This is a genomic window from Lysinibacillus louembei, assembly GCF_033880585.1.
In the GTDB taxonomy this organism is placed as follows: Bacteria; Bacillota; Bacilli; order Bacillales_A; family Planococcaceae; genus Metasolibacillus; species Metasolibacillus louembei.
Map to the genome: position 1 here is coordinate 782143 of NZ_CP137624.1, position 15545 is coordinate 797687.

Genomic DNA, 15545 nt, shown 5'->3' on the forward strand with positions numbered 1-15545 from the left:
TTTAGAATGAAATTAAGATTGTTTTAAATATGCAATTAAAGCATCTGTTACTTCTGTTGTTGTTGCAGAGCCTTTTAAATCTTTCGTTTTAATATTTGATTTCAATGTGTATTCAATAGCTGAGAGAAGCTTTTCACCTAATTGTTCATGCCCAAGGAAATCTAGCATTAATTTACCTGTCCAAATTTGCCCTAATGGGTTAGCTACACCTAAGCCAGCAATATCGGGTGCTGAGCCATGTACAGGCTCAAACATAGATGGGTATTCTCTTTCTACATTTAAGTTGGCAGCAGGTGCAATACCGATACTCCCCATAATCGCACCACCAATATCCGTTAAAATATCACCGAACAAATTGGATGCTACGACTACATCATATTCTGCAGGCTTCATAATCATATAAGCAGCCATTGCATCGATATGTGCGCTACTTTGCTGCAACTCATCGTATTTAGAGACTACGTCATGGAAAACATCATCCCAGAATGGCATGCTATGCGATAAGCCATTCGATTTTGTGACACTCGTTATTTTCTTTGAGCGCTTTGATGCTAATTCGCAAGCATAGGCGATAGCACGCTCAGTACCTTTGCGAGTAAATACCGCATTTTGAATCGCAATTTCATCACTTCCTGAATGCATGCGTCCACCGCTATCTGAATACTCGCCTTCCGAGTTTTCGCGAACAACAACAATATCGAAATTGCCAGGGTTTTTTAATGGTGATTCTAAGCCTTGTAATAATTTCGCAGGACGCACATTAATTTGTTGCTTCAGCCCTCTACGAATTTTTATTAATAAGCCCCATAATGAAATATGGTCTGGTACTAATTCTGGCAATCCTACAGCACCTAAGAAAATTTGGTCGTATTTTTTTAATATTTCTAGCCCATCCTCAGGCATCATTTCACCATGCTCTAAATAATAATCGCAGCCCCAAGGTAAAATATCCCACTCAAATTGGAAGCCCCCATCTAGCTGTGCTAATGCATCTAGTACACGCATCGCTTCTGGCACAACTTCTTTTCCAATACCATCACCTGGGATTGTTGCAATTCGATAAGTTTTCATTCAGTTATAGCCCCCTCTATTTATTTGGATAAACAATGACTTTAATCGAATCCAAATGCGTTTCCGTCGCCTTCTCATTGCCTCACTAATATCTTTTAACTCAAAAGTAGATGTAATGACTGTACCAATAACTTCTTTTAACTCTTTTAATATAGTAATTGCTAACGGGAATGTGTTCGCATAGCGGTACACGGTAATTAAATCTAATTCTCGTTGTAGCATTAATGTTAAATCGATTGGTACTTCCGCATCCTTAGGGAAGCCGATACTTACGAGTTTGCCACCCTTTTTTAATGCTTGAATACCGCTTTGAATTGCAGGTTTTGCACCAGACGTTTCAATAACAATATCGAAATAATCCTTTGGAATTTCCTCTGCAGGAATATGGACAGTATTTGTTGCACCTAATCCAACAGCGACTTGTAATTTATGTTCAACCATATCCGTAACAAAGATTTCACTCGCATTATAGAAGCGTGCTGCACAGGCGCACATTAACCCTACTGGTCCCATTCCAGTGATTAAAACACGCATCCCTGGGCGTAGATTTGCCCGTCTTAATGCATGGATTGCGACAGATAATGGCTCCGCCAATGTTGCTTCCTCAAATGTTAGTTCGTCTGGAATCGGGAATACGAAATCCTCAGGATGGCTAACATATTGACGTAATGCGCCTTTATGTGGTGGTGTTGATAAAAAGACAACTTTATCGCACAGATTATATTTGCCATTTCTACATTTTTCGCACTTACGGCATGGAACTCCTGGTTCAACTGTCACTCGATCACCAACAGCAAAATTTGTTACTTCTTCACCGATTTCAACAACTGTACCAGCAAATTCATGTCCTTGAATATGGGGATATTGTACGGTTCTTGCACCGATATGTCCGTGTTGATAATAGTGTATATCAGAGCCACAAATGCCTACAGCTTCTACTTTTACTAACACTTCGTTTGGCAGCACCTCAGGTATTGTGTCGTAATCTACTTCTACTTGTGAAAGCCCAATTAAACTTGCAACTTGCATTTTTTGATTTCGATCTACTGTCCTCACAATTTATCACTCCAAATTTGTTGATTCATCATATTGAATAAGCACCTTGCCACATTGCTTTTCCTCGCATAATTGGAATGCTTTTTGCCAATCATTTAAGTTCATCACATGTGTAATAATAGGCTTTAGATTGATTTGATTTTGATCATAAATTTTCATCACTCTTTCCCAAGTTGTTATAGAGTGTGCTAATGACCCATATACTTGCAATTGCTTGTATAAAATCGTATCGAAATCTAGGGTAAACGCTTTCCCAACAATCCCTACTTGAATATGCTGCCCTCGCTTTTTCACTTGCTCTAAACAGCTACTAATCGCCATAGGGGCTCCCGTACAATCAATCGTAATATCAACACCTTGATTGTTCGTCTCCTCAGCTACAATATTTGCTAAATTTTCCTGCTGCACATTAATTACCCGTGCAGCACCAAGCTCCTTAGCAATTTCTAAGCGTTGTGCATCAACATCTGTACCACTTACTAACACTTTACAACCTTTGATAGCTAATAACGACATGCAAATTAAACCAATTGGACCCGGACCAGACAATAAGACAATATCGCCACTTTTAATATCTGTTAGCTCCTCAATTGCTTGTACAGCACAAGCTAAAGGCTCTGCTAAAGCACCTTCTTGCAAGGATACGTGCTTAGGTAGTTTATAAACTGCATCTTCCTTAATAGAAAGATATTTTGTAAAACTACCATCTACTCCATGTCCCATTCCTCGGCGTGTCTCACAAAACATGTAATAGCCTGTTTTACAATGAATACATTTACCACAAGTACGCTCTGTTGAGCCAAGCACTGTGACACGATCTCCTATTTTTAAGTTTTGAACATCTTTTCCTGTTTCGACGATGACACCTGAGCATTCATGCCCAAGTATAACAGGTGGGTAGTTTTTAAATGTATCATGATAAATATGCAAATCTGTTCCGCAAATACCTGTATAAGCAATTTCGACTTTTACTTCATGTTCATGACAAGTCGGTTCTTCTACTGTTCCAACCTCGATATTGCCTACGCCGCCTTTCGTTTTTAACAGTGCTTGCATTTATAAATCCCCCTTATTCAATGCCTACAGAAATATATTTAACTTCTAAAAACTCCTCGATGCCCCATAATCCGCCTTCTCTACCTAGGCCGCTTTCTTTAAAACCACCAAATGGCGCTTGTGCTACAGATGGCAATCCATCATTTAAGCCGACAATGCCATATTCCAAGCCTTCGGAAATACGTACTGCCTCGGAAATTTTTTCAGAGAATACATAAGCAGCTAAACCAAATGGTGTATTATTTGCTCGTTGCAGTACTTCCTCTACCGTTTCAAATGTTGTAATCGGTGCTAGTGGACCAAATGTTTCCTCATACATGCATTCCATTTCGTCAGAAACATTGGAAATAACTGTTGGCTCTAGGAAATAGCCTGGACTATCTGTTAATTCTTTGCCCCCTGTCAAAATAACCGCACCTTTATCAACCGCATCCTGTAATTGCGCTTTTACTTTATTAACCGCATTTCCATCAATTAATGGTCCAATGACAACGCCCTCTTCAAGACCGTTTCCAATTTTTAATTTCCTTACTTCTTCTACGAAAATATTTGCGAACTCTTCCTCTACATCCTTATGCACATAAATGCGATTGGCACATACGCATGTTTGTCCTGCATTACGGAATTTCGATTTAATTAAATTTTCAGCCGCTAATTGTAAATTAGCATGTTTTGTAATAATGAATGGTGCATGTCCGCCAAGCTCTAATGAAATTTTCTTCACTGTTTGTGCAGCCTGTTCCATTAACTGCTTGCCGATTTCTGTAGAACCAGTAAACGTTACTTTGCGAATACGGCTATCATTCATCCATTCTTTGACGATAGCACCTGCGTTTCCTGTCACAATATTTAGTACACCTTTCGGAATGCCCGCTTCATGTGCTAGTTCAATTAATTTAATCGCAGTAAATGGCGTTTGCGATGCTGGTTTAATTACTGCTGTACAGCCTGCCGCAAGTGCTGGACCTACTTTACGTGTAATCATTGCAGCTGGGAAGTTCCAAGGCGTAATAGCTGCAATCACACCTACAGGCTGTTTAATAACGAGTAAGCGCTTAACCACACTTGACGAAGGAACAGTATGCCCATAAATTCGCTTGCCTTCCTCTGCATACCAAGAAATAAAGCTATTTGCATAATTTACTTCACCAATTGCCTCTGCTAACGGCTTACCTTGCTCTTCCGTCATAATTTTCCCGATTACCTCTTTATTGTCATCAATCAATTGATACCATTTTTGCAGTAGGTTTGAGCGTTCTTCAGCAGTTAATTTTGACCAAGCATCAAGCGCATTATACGCTGCATCAGCCGCTAATTTTGCTTCCTCACTACCGCCCTTTGGTACCGTGCCAATCACATTATTTGTTGCTGGATTTATTACTTCAATTTGCTCTTTTGTGTCAATTTGCTCGCCGTTAATAATCAAAAATTCTTTTTTGCCCAATGATTTCCACTCCTTTAAAATTCGATGTAAAGGTTTACATACGATTATATGGAGTGCTTATAAAAAAAGTCAATATTAAATTTAATCTAAAATAAAGTAATTTTCCCCTTTTTCCAAAAATTCAGAACTATTATCCTTAATATATGTATCTCGAAATCCTTTTATAAAATCTATTGCTAAAGAAAAAAATCATGGTATTCTAACTCAAAAGATATACTTTAATTTATTAGGCTCTTATCCATAATTTGGGTTTAAGATAATGATAATACGTCTTATTTTTACAAGGCTTAGCGCTAAAAATAACCGTGATTACTATATAGAAATGAGGTTTTACAGTATGAAAGTAAATATTTACGATGTCGCAAAGGCAGCAAATGTTTCCATCGCTACAGTATCAAAAGTCATTAATAATACTGGACGAATTGGTGATAAAACACGTAAAAAGGTTAATGATGTTATTAAAGAGCTAGACTATAAACCTAACTTGATGGCATCTGCCTTGATGGGCAAAAAAACATGTACAATTGGCTTTATTTTACCAGATTTAGCGAATCCATTCTTTTCTGAGCTAGCAAGATATGTTGAAGACATGGCTAGTAGCTTTAACTATAATGTTGTTATTTGCAGTACAGACTATATTACAGAGAAAGAGGAAATGTATGTATCTTTATTACTACAAAAAAATGTTGATGGTTTTATTTTAGCATCTGGCTTTGAAAGCTTTGAAGCGATAGAAAAAATACAGGCAATGAATATCCCTATTGTACTTGTTGCTAGAAATGCACCTGGTAAACAACTAAATCTTGTATCAATTAATGACTATGACGCCGGATTCCGTGCTACCTCTTACTTGATTGAACGAGGACACCAGCAAATAGCAATTATTGCACGTAATATTTGGAGTAACCGTGAACGCTATCGAGGCTATGCAGATGCAATGCGCAAAAATGGGCTTGTGCCTATGGATGAGTATTATTATGCAAAAGAATCAACAATTCAAGATGGCTTTAAAAGCCTACAGCAAATTATGAAGGTTTCCTCTATAAAGCCAACTGCATTTTTTGCATGCAATGATTTAATGGCAACAGGTGCTATTAAAGCTTGTAAAAAACTTAATCTAAATGTACCAGAGGATATTTCCATCATCGGCTTTGATAATAGTATTTTTGCACAAATTGTTGAGCCTGCTTTAACAACAGTTGAACAGCCACAGCGAGAAATTGCGACAGAGGCAGTTCAATTGCTTATGAATGCAATTAACGGCGATAACGCACATCAAACTATTACGTTGAAAACTAAAATTATTGAAAGGGAAACAGTAAAAAATCTAATTTTGTAGTTGAAAATTCTAAAAATTCATTTTATAATAACGTAAAATTAGGTTAAGCGCTTAACTTATCTTGAAGGAGGCGATTATTATTCGCGGAACTGCTATGGTTGTTCAATCAGGTGGCCCAACAGCCGTTATTAACAGCTCATTAGCTGGACTTGTTACCGCTATACGTAAAAAAGCTGATATTCCTGTTTATGGAGCAAAAGGCGGTCTTCAAGGCTTATTGCAAAACACCTTTGTTCGCCTTGATGCCCTTTCAGAGCAACAGCTTCATAACATTAAGTACACGCCAGGTGCAGTGCTTGGAACATGCCGATTAAAAGTAGACGAGCAACATTTAAAACAAATTATCAATGTATTTAAAGCTTTAAATGTCCGTTACTTTTTTTATATCGGTGGCAATGGCTCCATGCATGTTGCACATCAAATTAGCATATATGCTCGCAACAATAATTATGATTTGTATACGATTGGCATTCCGAAATCAATTGATAACGATTTACACTTGATTGATCATTCACCGGGTTATGCGAGTGCAGCGAAGTTTTTGATTTCTTGTACACGTGATATCACATTTGATATTGCTAGCTATGAGCTTCCTAAAAAAGTAACTATTTTAGAAACAATGGGACGCAACACAGGCTGGTTAGCTGCCGCTTGCTCATTGGCAGCAAACCCTCAGTCCAATTGCCAGCAGCTCATTTATATACCAGAAGTTCCGTTTAATATGGAGCAGTGCTTGGAAAATATCGAGAAAAATAAAAACAATGGTGCCCATACACTTCTTATTGTTTCTGAAGGTATTCGTGATAAAAACGAGAGATTAATCGGCTCAGATAATATCCTTTTTGATACGCTGAATAGACCGAAATTAGGTGGTGTATCTTACACGCTTAAACAACAAATTCATCAAAATCTCGGCATTTCAACTCGCTATATCGATACGAGCATTTGGCAAAGATGCTGCACGAGCTGTCTATCTATTGTCGATGTGGAAGAAGCGTATACTCTCGGTATGAACGCCTGGGAAGCTGTGCAGAATGGTAATAACAATGTCATGGTGACATTAATTCGCCAAGAAGGTACTAGTTATGCCCCTGTTTACGGCACAGTTTTCTTAAAAAATGTTGTAGATGTTGAAAAGCATTTCCCAATAGAATGGTACAACAGCACAATGAATACGATTCAAGGTGCATTTTCAAACTATTTAACTCCTCTTTTAGAGGAAGATGTCTCACCTGCTCAAGATTATTTCTTCGACAAGCTGGTGAATATATAATTTCCGACAATGGTTAAGCGCTTACTCATTTTGAATTTAAGGAGGAATTTTATGTCAGTCATTAACTTACTACAAGAAAAGGCTACAAATGCACGAAAAGATTTATTAAAGGTTGTACATCATGCAGGAGCTGGGCATATTGGAGGCCCGCTATCTGCCATCGATATATTAACAACGCTCTATTTCAACGAGATGAATGTTGACCCAAGCAATCCAAAGGATGCTGAGCGGGACCGCTTCATCCTATCAAAGGGACACTCTGCCATTGGTTTATATGCGGTTCTTGCTGAACGAGGATACTTACCAAACGAGGAACTGTTTACTTTTGATTCTTTAAACTCTCGATTACAAGGACACCCTGATATGAAGGCCCTCCCAGGCATTGAAATGTCTACAGGCTCTTTAGGTCAAGGGATTTCAGCAGCAGTTGGTATGGCTTTAGGAGCGAAATTACAAAATCAGGGCTTCCGCACATATTGCATGATTGGTGATGGGGAATCACAGGAAGGTCAAGTATGGGAAGCTGCTTTCATTGCACCAAAGTACAACCTTGATAACCTTGTTGTTATTGTAGATTACAATAAATTACAGCAATACGGCTGGCCTGGAACAGATACAGAGCGCTCTGCACCGAACGACCTTTTCGAGGAAAAATGGCTTGCCTTTGGCTGGCATGTTATTCGTATTGATGGGCATTCTTATGCTGATATTTTACAAGCATTTGAGGAAGCAAAATCAACGAAGGAGAAGCCTACAGTAATTATTGCAGATACGGTCAAAGGAAAAGGGATTAGCTTCATGGAGGGCAACTATTTATGGCACTCTAAAGTTCCATCGGATGAAGAACTAGCAAATGCACTAGCGGAATTAAATGCTGTAGGAGGATTATAAATGAAAATTTCTGAACTTAAAAAGGTGTCAATGCGCGATACATTTAGTACGGCTCTATTAGAAATCTCACAATCTGATGAAAAGGTATATGTATTAGATGGTGACTTAGCGACATCAACAAAAATCGATACGGTGGCAACAAAATTGCCAGAGAAGTTTTTGCAAATGGGCATCGCCGAGCAAAATATGTTAAGCGTTGCGGCTGGATTAGCCACAACTGGACTACAGCCATGGGTGGCTACATTTGCTGCCTTTATGTCAAAACGTGCCCTTGATCAAATTCAAGTTCAAATTGCACAACCAAATTTAGATGTGAAAATGATTGGTGCATATAGCGGCTTACTAACAGGGCTAACGGGGAAATCCCATCAAGCCTTAGAGGATATTGCTATTTTCAGAACGCTAGCGAATATGACTGTACTCGCTCCTGCTGATGCAGTAGAAACAGCAGCGATGATTAAATGGGCAAATGAATATAACGGACCTGTCTATATTCGTTTAGCACGTGACAACTACCCAGTTATTTTTGATGAGCAACATCAATTCGAAGTAGGCAAAGGCGTTCAATTACGTGAAGGTACAGATTTAACAATTATAGCAACAGGAACGCAAACAAGCCGTGCATTAGAAGCAGCAGAAATTTTAGCAGAACAAAATATTTCAGCGGCTGTCTTGCATTTACCTTCAATTAAGCCAATTGATCAAGAGGCTATTATTCAAGCTGCTGTACGTACTGGCGCAATCGTCACGGCAGAGGAGCATAGCATTTACGGTGGTTTAGGCAGCGCTGTAGCTGAAATTTTAGCAGCCAACGAACCTACTCCAATCGAATTTGTTGGTGTCAAAGACCGTAATTCTGAATCAGCAGATAATGATGAGCTATTAAATAAACATGAATTATTACCTATACATGTAGCTGAAGCTGCGAAGCGTGTGTTAGCACGCAAACGTTAATGAAAGGGGCTGTAGGACAAGGTTGGTATTACCTTGCCCTACAGCCCTATCCTATATAAAGAAGGAATTTCTTTAAATCTCAACTACATTATTAATAACTTGCAATATGCCCATCTGTGCGCGATTCTGTACCGCCCATCAGCACACCGTCTTCGTTACGCCAAATAATTTGCCCACGACCGAAGCCACCAGATTCGCTTATTTGGATATTGTGGCCTTTACGACGTAGCTCCTCAATTAAATATTGTGGGAAATGAGGCTCCACTAATATTGTCTTCTCACCTGTCCATTGCCATCTCGGCATATCGAGCGTTGCCTGTGGGTTTAAGTCGAAGTCCACTGTATGTGATACGACTTGCATATGCCCTTGTGGCTGCATATAACCACCCATTACTCCAAACGGTCCAACAGCGTTGCCATCCTTTGTTAAAAACCCTGGAATAATTGTATGATATGAGCGTTTACCACCTTTTAAGGCATTCGGTGCTTGTGCATCTAAAGAAAAATCATAGCCGCGATTTTGCAATGCGATGCCTGTATCAGGTACAACAACGCCAGAGCCAAAGCCCATATAATTACTTTGAATATACGATACCATATTGCCATCTTCATCCGCTGTCGCTAAATACACTGTTCCGCCTGATGGAATTTTCGTCGGCTGTGGATTCGCTGCATATGCTGTAATCTCTGATGCCTTGAATTTTGCATATTCCTCAGACAGTAAATAATCAACTGTCACAGGCATATCTGCTTGCTCTGTAATATATGCCTTGCCATCTGTAAATGCTGCCTTCATCGCCTCGATTTGTGCATGCAATGTATCAGCATCATGCCATTTCGGCTGTTCTAGCTGCTGATAAATATTAAGTGCCATCGTTGCAACAATCCCGTGACCATTCGGCGGAATTTCCCACACATCATAGCCTCTATAGTTAACAGAAACTGGCTCCACCCATTCTGGCTCGTAGCTTTCTAAATCTTCCTTCGTTAAAAAACCATTATGCTTCTTCATGAGAGCATCCATTTTATCAGCTAGCTCGCCCTCATAAAAGCTGCGTGCATCTGTTTCCCCAATTGAGCGTAGCGTGTCTGCATGCCCTTGCGATGACCAAATTTCACCGACCTTTGGCGCTCGTCCTTTTGGTGCAAATGTTGCAAACCATGCTTCAAATTCTTCAGACGTGCAAGATTCCTTAAACTTTGCATAAGCCCTTTCCCAATATTGACCTAAAATTGGTGATAACGGGAATCCTTTTTCTGCATATTCTATTGCTGGTGTTAATGTTTCAAGCAGCGATAGCTTGCCAAATTTTTTGGATAATGCTGCCCAAGATGCTGGTACTCCTGGAACTGTAACAGGTAGCAAGCCGTAAACAGGCATTTTTTCAAGGCCTCGCTCGCGAACAGCATCAATTGAAATAGACTTTGGAGCTGGTCCTGATCCGTTTAAGCCATGTATTTCTCCATTCATCCAAACAATCGCAAAGGCATCGCCTCCGATGCCGTTAGACGTTGGTTCAACAACCGTTAAAGCTGCTGCTGTTGCGATTGCTGCATCTACTGCATTCCCGCCCTTCTTTAAAATTTCTAAGCCAGCTTGTGCTGCAAGTGGCTGTGATGTTGCTACCATCCCTTTACGCGCAAAATGCGTATAGCGTTGTGAATGAAACGGCTGTTTTAAAAAATCCATATTTTCCACCCCAAATTTTTATGTATTTATACGTAAATTGTAGCATATAATCTACTTTCATCTTAGTCAAAGTCTCTCAGCCTCAAGACCTAGTCAAAGATACATAGATAGGTCATTACTGAAAATGCGAAATTTCTTTACTATTAATATATAAATAAAAAGCTTCGTTACTGCTAGAAAGATTTTTTCAAGCCTTGAAATAAAAGGTATTCTCTATTATGATGCTTAAAGTATTTAAAATTTTTACTGTTAAACAAACTACATTAACACAATCACTATTTCTATTAAAAAATATTCTTTCGTATGATGAATCTTTTTTGCATTTTAAACGTACTAAATATTAAGACTTTTTTAATTATTAATGATACTATTTCTTCATTTTTGTTTGCTATTGTGATATTGAGGTGATTTTCATGGGTAAAGTAATTTATATTGTATTAACGGAAACCGGCTCCATTCTTTCTCGCGCCATACAACTCTATACACAAGAAAATTTCAATCATGTCTCTATTGCATTTGATCGCAATTTAACCGAGATGTATAGCTTTGGTCGAAAATTCGAAAACAATCCTTTTATTGGAGGCTTTGTGCAAGAAAATATTCATTCTAAATTGTTGCGTTCCGCCAATTGCGCAATTTACGAATGTAATGTAACGGACGAGCAGTACGAATTATTACAACAAAAAATTCAATTTTTCAAGCAGCATATGGACAAATTCCGCTACAATTTCATTGGTTTAATTGGCGTAGCATGTCGCATTAAGCTAGAACGTGAATGGGCATTCTTTTGCTCACAATTCATAGCCACTTTACTGAAGGATGCTGGCTTCAACTTGGATGGCTTATGCCCATATTTTATGAAGCCAACTGATTTAGGCAAGCTTCCTTATATGCATCTTTGTTATAAAGGAGAGCTCAGTCGCTATGTGTTTATCCCACGCTCTAAGCCGATGCACAATATTCCAATTGCGTCCATATCAAAAGTCATTTGACCGAACTGTTGCGGCAACAAATGCACGGAGCTGTTGAAAATGAGCTGGTACGAATAAATACTTCCGATAAATTTCTATTAGCCGCTCAAACAACTCAAGCTGCTCTGTTGCCCATAATGACTTTAAAATATGACATACATGCTTTGAAGTCATTACAACAATTTCGGCATAGGGCCCTCTTTTCATCAAGTAGGATTCTTGCCATTTCACTAAAGATTGCCTCACATGCTGTGTGGAGCCATCGACAATACATGCAATCCCCCTTTGCACGCTAGCCTCAATTTTATGTAATAAATCCTCATCCTGCACCTTATTTATGTATTGATAAATCTCTGTACATGATGCGATTTCATAATCCTTTAATAAGCTGATTACACGGTCAAACTGCTGTGTTTTAACAAGTGCCTCAATAACATAATAAAAAATGAATTCCCCACAATTTTTATTATACGCCTTCACAATCGTTTCAGGCTGTGGCGGAATAATTTTCAGTACTTCGTTATATTCCACCATCAATTCAACAATATGATTATTTAAACGATCCTCCTCGATTAAAAATAGCCCGTGCACTAATATTTGCTCAGCATCCTTACGTGAGACTGCCTCCTCAAATAATATATAGGCAAGCAATGTCCGCTCCTTTTCCGTTAACGCCCACTCACCTTCAAGCCACATTGTCTCAAGCTTAGCGATGCGCTTTCTTAGCTTTTGAAAATGTTTGGAGCCACTTGTAAAGTGGATAATGACATCGCTTAAATGCAGCATTTTTAATTCATAGGATAGCTCATTGCTCTTTGTAATATTATCGATGATTTGATGGATTATTGTTGCAATACGGTTTTTGGACATCGAGATGCTTGCTAGCGCTTTTTGTAATTGTAAAATAAGCAATGCTGGGCTTTGTATATAGGCAATATCAACTTGCATAAATAAACTATATAGCTTTTTAGCATGTAGCTGACACCAAAAATCGCTGTCCTGTCTCCAAATTGGGTGAATTAGCCATTGGTTTGCAATTTTATAAACTGCTAAATATTGAATTTCCTGTTCAGGTAATGTTATTTCCATTCCAGTTAAAAATCTGAGCAGATTTTGTACTTCAATAGATTGGTGGAGTGCCATATATTGCAATAGCTGAGCATCATAATTGTGCTGCAATAAATCTTGTAGCACCTTTTTCACGCCTTGCTCAACATTTGAAAAAGCTGCAATATCTTCAATACAGTAGCTTTTCACTAAAGCTAATGCCAGTTCATCGCTCACTAAAATTTGTTTTATTGGAAGAAGCTCACCCCAAATGCTAGACGTTTCATTCGAAACTGTGGCAATTGCACGCATAAAGGGCTCCCCTATTTGCCCATGCGCTATGCTGTACAACTGCTCGTCTATTTGTAGCATATGCTTTCCTCCTTTAATCACATCATTCTATTTCTACTATATCAAACAGATGGTAAGGTTGCTGTAGTTTTTTGTGCGAATTTGGGCTATCTAGTTAAAGCAATAGTGACTGTTTGGAAGATAGCATATTACTCTACCTTCCAAACAGTCACTGCTAATCATATTGCTGTTTTACTGGTTTAAATATTTTTGCCTGCTTTAAAAGTGATTTTGGCACTTGGCAGGTAGCCGTCACAACGCCTGGTAAACGACCAACCTCAACTCCACCCGTTAACGTAATGCGGTTTTTCATTTCCTCAACAGATAAATCGAATAAAGCTGCCGCACGTTGGACTGCATTTTCTGTCGCGATATTTAAATCAGCTCCAGTGCCAACAACGGAAATCGGAAACGCTTCTTCTAGTTGCTTTAAGCCATATTCCTCAGCTAGCTCCCGTGCTAAGCGCTTTTCTTCTTTTGTAAATGGCTTCGCTGTATATGGCAAGTCATCCTCGTTCGGCAAAATGATAGGTCCATCAATCGCTACTTTCTTTAACACGCTTACTTGTAGCTGAACAATGCCTGACACATCTGTCGTATGCCCTGCAATTTCACCATCGCCCTGCATTGCATGCATATCGCCAACATAAACGCCACCCCCATCTACCTTTACTGGGCAAATTATAGTAGCTCCTTGACGTACCCGATTAATATCCATATGCCCATCTGTTTTATGCTCTGCTAACTCCTCTGCCGTTACAATAAATTCATGCGGTGCACCAATTAACGCTACACCAAAGTCTCCTGCATTATGTGAATCTGGCATTGCCTTTGAAGGTACTGTACCTAGCTGCCCTAAAAACGGGCGCATTCTCGCTAGCACACCAACTAAATCAGCAGGAGCAAGGCTAACAACAGGGTTTTGCTTTGAATTTTCAGGTATGCGCATATAGCTGTTCGCTTCAAGGGCAATTTTACGTGCCCCCTCCTTACCAACCGTCACACCTAGTTTCTCATTATGATGAAATGCCATCGTATAACCGTTTGTAATGGCAAAAGGAGCGGTTTCTGTATCACAAATAGCACAGCGAATTGCCTGCTTTCCAATCCCTTGCACCTTTGTTTGTGGATGCAATTTACCACAGCCTGGGCATTTTACTTTGATAAACGGGTCACCGATAAAACGATCGGACAATGCTTCATCTGTACCTGATGCAGTCGCAATGGATGTTACTTGAATTGATTTAATTTTAATGACAAGTGCATCCCCAACTTCAGCACCCTCTATGTATACTGGTTTTGTTACTTCATGTCCGCCTCGTATTTCAGGTGTTAGCATTGGTCCCCAGCAGCCTGGCGCTGTGTTTGCAATGATTGTACCGCCATCTCGTAACGGACCAAGCATCGGCTTATTTGGATCTAATACACCATTCGTAAACTCATTCACAAAAATCGTTTCTACCGCTTTAATTGCTTCGCCTTGCTCTTGTTCGAGTGGTTGTTCATTCGTCATTAAAGCCACCATCCCTTTCTATACTTTATATTACTAGTTTAACGAGTGGAAAATTATAGTACAAGCATTTATGCATTTTTCAAAGAATATTCTGTCAATTGTAGTAGTAATGACACTAAAAATTCACATCCCTTTCACTATCCCCTATACTAAAAAGGAATAGTAATGATGAGAGAGGTGCTTGTATGGAACAGCCATGCATTTTAATTATAGATGATGAGGCAGACTTACGAAATTTACTAATAACTACTCTACAAAAGGAGGGCTTTTCAAACATTGTCAGCGCAGGCTCTGTTGCAGAAGGCTGGGACATGTTTCAGCAGCATGCTCCAAATATCGCATTAGTCGACATCATGCTACCTGATGGAGAGGGCTATGATTTATGTAAAAAAGTACGCGAAGTATCTCATATACCCATTTTATTTTTATCAGCAAAATCAGATGAAATTGATAAATTGCTCGGGCTTGCTATTGGTGGCGATGATTATATTACAAAGCCATTTAGTCCAAAGGAGGTTGCTTATCGCGTAAAAGCGCAGCTACGTCGCGCTGGCTATCACACACAGCCTGAAGCACTCACTACACAGGTTGGTCCGTTTTCGATTAATGAGGATGCAACAGAGGTATATAAGGCGGGCACAGCACTCGATTTAACAGCAAAGGAAGTTGGCTTAATGGCGTGCTTTTTGCGCAATCCAAATCGCATTTTAAGCAAGGAAACATTGTTTCAGCAAGTATGGGGAGAGGATTTTTTCGGTGCAGATAATACATTGATGGTGCATATTCGTCGTCTACGTGAAAAGGTTGAGGACAATCCTTCTAACCCTATTTATATTACAACAGTTAAAGGCTTAGGCTATCGCTTCGTAGCGAAATAAGGAGGGAGGCA

13 protein-coding genes are annotated in these 15545 nt (G+C 39.2%); 6 read left to right on the forward strand and 7 right to left on the reverse strand.

Going from position 1 to position 15545, the window contains the following annotated elements; all coding sequences use genetic code 11:
* Nucleotides 1–12: 12 nt before the first annotated feature.
* From R6U77_RS03735 to R6U77_RS03750, 4 genes are read right to left on the reverse strand one after another with little or no spacing between them, the layout of a single operon-like run.
* Nucleotides 13–1071, reverse strand: a complete 1059-nt coding sequence (locus tag R6U77_RS03735; protein ID WP_319837504.1) for a tartrate dehydrogenase — start codon at nt 1069–1071, stop codon at nt 13–15.
* A complete protein-coding gene (locus R6U77_RS03740; RefSeq protein WP_319837505.1) occupies nt 1072–2127 on the reverse strand; it encodes an NAD(P)-dependent alcohol dehydrogenase in 1056 nt (351 codons plus the stop codon).
* Between the two features lie 6 nt (nt 2128–2133).
* Nucleotides 2134–3183: a zinc-dependent alcohol dehydrogenase gene (locus R6U77_RS03745; protein WP_319837506.1), complete on the reverse strand. Its 1050-nt coding sequence runs from the start codon at nt 3181–3183 to the stop codon at nt 2134–2136.
* A 13-nt stretch (nt 3184–3196) separates the two neighbouring features.
* The gene (locus R6U77_RS03750) at nt 3197–4609 is read right to left on the reverse strand and encodes an NAD-dependent succinate-semialdehyde dehydrogenase (protein WP_319838338.1); all 1413 of its coding nucleotides are present in this window, start codon (nt 4607–4609) and stop codon (nt 3197–3199) included.
* Nucleotides 4610–4964: 355 nt separating this feature from the next.
* On the opposite strand from R6U77_RS03750, the gene R6U77_RS03755 reads away from it, so the two are divergent.
* The 4 genes from R6U77_RS03755 (at nt 4965) to R6U77_RS03770 (ending at nt 9084) form a co-directional block, all read left to right on the forward strand.
* Nucleotides 4965–5966, forward strand: coding sequence for a LacI family DNA-binding transcriptional regulator (locus tag R6U77_RS03755; RefSeq protein ID WP_319837507.1), 1002 nt, complete (start codon nt 4965–4967; stop codon nt 5964–5966).
* A 61-nt stretch (nt 5967–6027) separates the two neighbouring features.
* The gene (locus tag R6U77_RS03760) at nt 6028–7239 is read left to right on the forward strand and encodes a diphosphate--fructose-6-phosphate 1-phosphotransferase (RefSeq protein ID WP_319837508.1); all 1212 of its coding nucleotides are present in this window, start codon (nt 6028–6030) and stop codon (nt 7237–7239) included.
* Between the two features lie 51 nt (nt 7240–7290).
* Nucleotides 7291–8130, forward strand: a complete 840-nt coding sequence (locus R6U77_RS03765; protein WP_319837509.1) for a transketolase — start codon at nt 7291–7293, stop codon at nt 8128–8130.
* On the forward strand, nt 8131–9084 hold the full coding sequence (locus R6U77_RS03770; protein ID WP_293926061.1) for a transketolase family protein: 954 nt from the start codon (nt 8131–8133) through the stop codon (nt 9082–9084).
* Between the two features lie 91 nt (nt 9085–9175).
* On the opposite strand, the gene R6U77_RS03775 is transcribed toward R6U77_RS03770, so the two are convergent.
* Nucleotides 9176–10774: a gamma-glutamyltransferase family protein gene (locus R6U77_RS03775; protein ID WP_319837510.1), complete on the reverse strand. Its 1599-nt coding sequence runs from the start codon at nt 10772–10774 to the stop codon at nt 9176–9178.
* Between the two features lie 413 nt (nt 10775–11187).
* Here R6U77_RS03775 and R6U77_RS03780 point away from each other — a divergent pair, with 413 nt between their 5' ends.
* Nucleotides 11188–11766: a hypothetical protein gene (locus tag R6U77_RS03780; protein WP_293926063.1), complete on the forward strand. Its 579-nt coding sequence runs from the start codon at nt 11188–11190 to the stop codon at nt 11764–11766.
* Here R6U77_RS03780 and R6U77_RS03785 read toward each other — a convergent pair.
* Together R6U77_RS03785 and R6U77_RS03790 are read right to left on the reverse strand one after the other, a co-directional pair.
* The gene (locus tag R6U77_RS03785; protein WP_319837511.1) at nt 11752–13164 is read right to left on the reverse strand and encodes a hypothetical protein; all 1413 of its coding nucleotides are present in this window, start codon (nt 13162–13164) and stop codon (nt 11752–11754) included. The two genes, R6U77_RS03780 and R6U77_RS03785, sit on opposite strands and share 15 nt — an antisense overlap.
* A gap of 154 nt (nt 13165–13318) precedes the next feature.
* Nucleotides 13319–14656: an acetamidase/formamidase family protein gene (locus tag R6U77_RS03790; RefSeq protein WP_319837512.1), complete on the reverse strand. Its 1338-nt coding sequence runs from the start codon at nt 14654–14656 to the stop codon at nt 13319–13321.
* A 185-nt stretch (nt 14657–14841) separates the two neighbouring features.
* Here R6U77_RS03790 and R6U77_RS03795 point away from each other — a divergent pair, with 185 nt between their 5' ends.
* A complete protein-coding gene (locus tag R6U77_RS03795; RefSeq protein WP_319837513.1) occupies nt 14842–15534 on the forward strand; it encodes a response regulator transcription factor in 693 nt (230 codons plus the stop codon).
* The last annotated feature ends 11 nt before the right edge of the window (nt 15535–15545 follow it).

What these genes read in the sequence shown, in the direction of transcription:
- R6U77_RS03790 (WP_319837512.1), bottom strand. Translation starts at nt 14,656, where the DNA reads ATGACGAATGAACAACCACTCGAACAAGAGCAAGGCGAAGCAATTAAA.
- R6U77_RS03775 (WP_319837510.1), bottom strand. Translation starts at nt 10,774, where the DNA reads ATGGATTTTTTAAAACAGCCGTTTCATTCACAACGCTATACGCATTTT.
- R6U77_RS03785 (WP_319837511.1), bottom strand. Translation starts at nt 13,164, where the DNA reads ATGCTACAAATAGACGAGCAGTTGTACAGCATAGCGCATGGGCAAATA.
- R6U77_RS03780 (WP_293926063.1), top strand. Translation starts at nt 11,188, where the DNA reads ATGGGTAAAGTAATTTATATTGTATTAACGGAAACCGGCTCCATTCTT.
- R6U77_RS03795 (WP_319837513.1), top strand. Translation starts at nt 14,842, where the DNA reads ATGGAACAGCCATGCATTTTAATTATAGATGATGAGGCAGACTTACGA.
- R6U77_RS03745 (WP_319837506.1), bottom strand. Translation starts at nt 3,183, where the DNA reads ATGCAAGCACTGTTAAAAACGAAAGGCGGCGTAGGCAATATCGAGGTT.
- R6U77_RS03755 (WP_319837507.1), top strand. Translation starts at nt 4,965, where the DNA reads ATGAAAGTAAATATTTACGATGTCGCAAAGGCAGCAAATGTTTCCATC.
- R6U77_RS03770 (WP_293926061.1), top strand. Translation starts at nt 8,131, where the DNA reads ATGAAAATTTCTGAACTTAAAAAGGTGTCAATGCGCGATACATTTAGT.
- R6U77_RS03735 (WP_319837504.1), bottom strand. Translation starts at nt 1,071, where the DNA reads ATGAAAACTTATCGAATTGCAACAATCCCAGGTGATGGTATTGGAAAA.
- R6U77_RS03765 (WP_319837509.1), top strand. Translation starts at nt 7,291, where the DNA reads ATGTCAGTCATTAACTTACTACAAGAAAAGGCTACAAATGCACGAAAA.